The organism is Microvirga sp. HBU67558 (genome assembly GCF_018069605.1).
Classification (GTDB): domain Bacteria; phylum Pseudomonadota; class Alphaproteobacteria; order Rhizobiales; family Beijerinckiaceae; genus Microvirga; species Microvirga terrae.
Window position 1 is genome coordinate 1 of the sequence record NZ_JAGPUP010000316.1, and the last position, 1,244, is coordinate 1,244.

Below are 1,244 nucleotides of genomic sequence, written 5' to 3' on the forward strand. Positions count from 1 at the left end.
AGATCGATCTCGAAGCCTTCGAGCTTGCCGCCCGCGCCGGTGAAGTTCCACGGGGCATAGGCGCCCTCGGTGGCGATCTTCACCGTCTTCTCCTGCGCGGCCGCTCCGCCGATGGCGAGTCCGGAGGCGAGCAGGCCGAGACCCAGTGTCTTGAAGAATTTCATCGTCTTCCCTCTGGTCAGCTTCAACTGATCCTGTTGTCGGATGAGGGTCTTAGGACCGTCATCTCGCGTCCAGAAGCTAACATTCAAAAGCCAAGCCGGCGCAAGTCCTAAACATGCTGAATAAAGCGCCCAAGCTGGCGATTTCGGTCGCAGCCGGGCCGGATCGATACAAAAAGGGCGCGGCTTGCGCCGCGCCCCCGGATGTCATGGTTGCCTGCCACGTCGTGGCCGGGCTCGTGCCGGCCATCTCGGTTGTTTGAAGCGCGTCGCTTCTCCGATCGGGATCACCGGCACAAGGCCGATGATGACACGGGGCGGAAACTCCAACCCGATGCCGGAAGATCAGCCCTTGGGGGAGATGTCCACCTTGAACCACTTCATGGACAGGGTCTTGACCGTGCCGTCCTTGACCGCCGCGTTGATCGCCTCGTTGAAGCTCTTCTTCAACTCGTCATCACCCTTCCGCAGGCCGACACCGACACCGGCACCCAGGAGGCCGCCGGTGATGGACGGGCCGACCATGACGTAATCCTTGAATTCCGGCTTATCGAGGGTGCCCATGATGGCCGTGGAATCCGCCAGGACGGCGTCGATACGCCCGGCCGCGAGGTCGAGGTCGTGCTGTTCGGTGGTCTTGTACTCGCGGATTTCCGCAGTGCCCTTCAGGTACTTGTCCGCGAAGTTGGCGTGGATCGTCGAGCCCTGGACGCCGACGGTCTTGCCCTTGAGGATCTCCTTCGAAGCGTCGATGGCCTTCTCGGCGGCGGCCTGCTGGGTGCCGAGGTTGAAGGCTTGGCCCGTGCCCACCATCTTGGCGAGGGGCGACGACTTGGCGACCATGTAGCCGTTGGGGCCGTTCACGTAGGGGCCGGCGAAGTCGATGGTCTTCTTGCGCTCGTCGGTGATGCTCATGCCGGCCATGATGGCGTCGTACTTCTTGGCGGTCAGGGCCGGGATGATGCCGTCCCAGTCCTGGGCCACGATCTCGCACTTGACGTTCATGCGCTTGCAGAGGTCGTTGGCGAGATCGATCTCGAAGCCTTCGAGCTTGCCGCCCGCGCCGGTGAAGTTCCACGGGGC

The 1,244-nt window shown here is 62.9% G+C and carries 1 protein-coding gene; it reads right to left on the reverse strand.

Going from position 1 to position 1,244, the window contains the following annotated elements; translation table 11 throughout:
* Window positions 1–506: 506 nt before the first annotated feature.
* Window positions 507–1,244, reverse strand: a 738-nt coding sequence (locus KBI52_RS01450) for a lysine/arginine/ornithine ABC transporter substrate-binding protein (RefSeq protein ID WP_210804863.1), incomplete at its 5' end; no start/stop codon positions are given.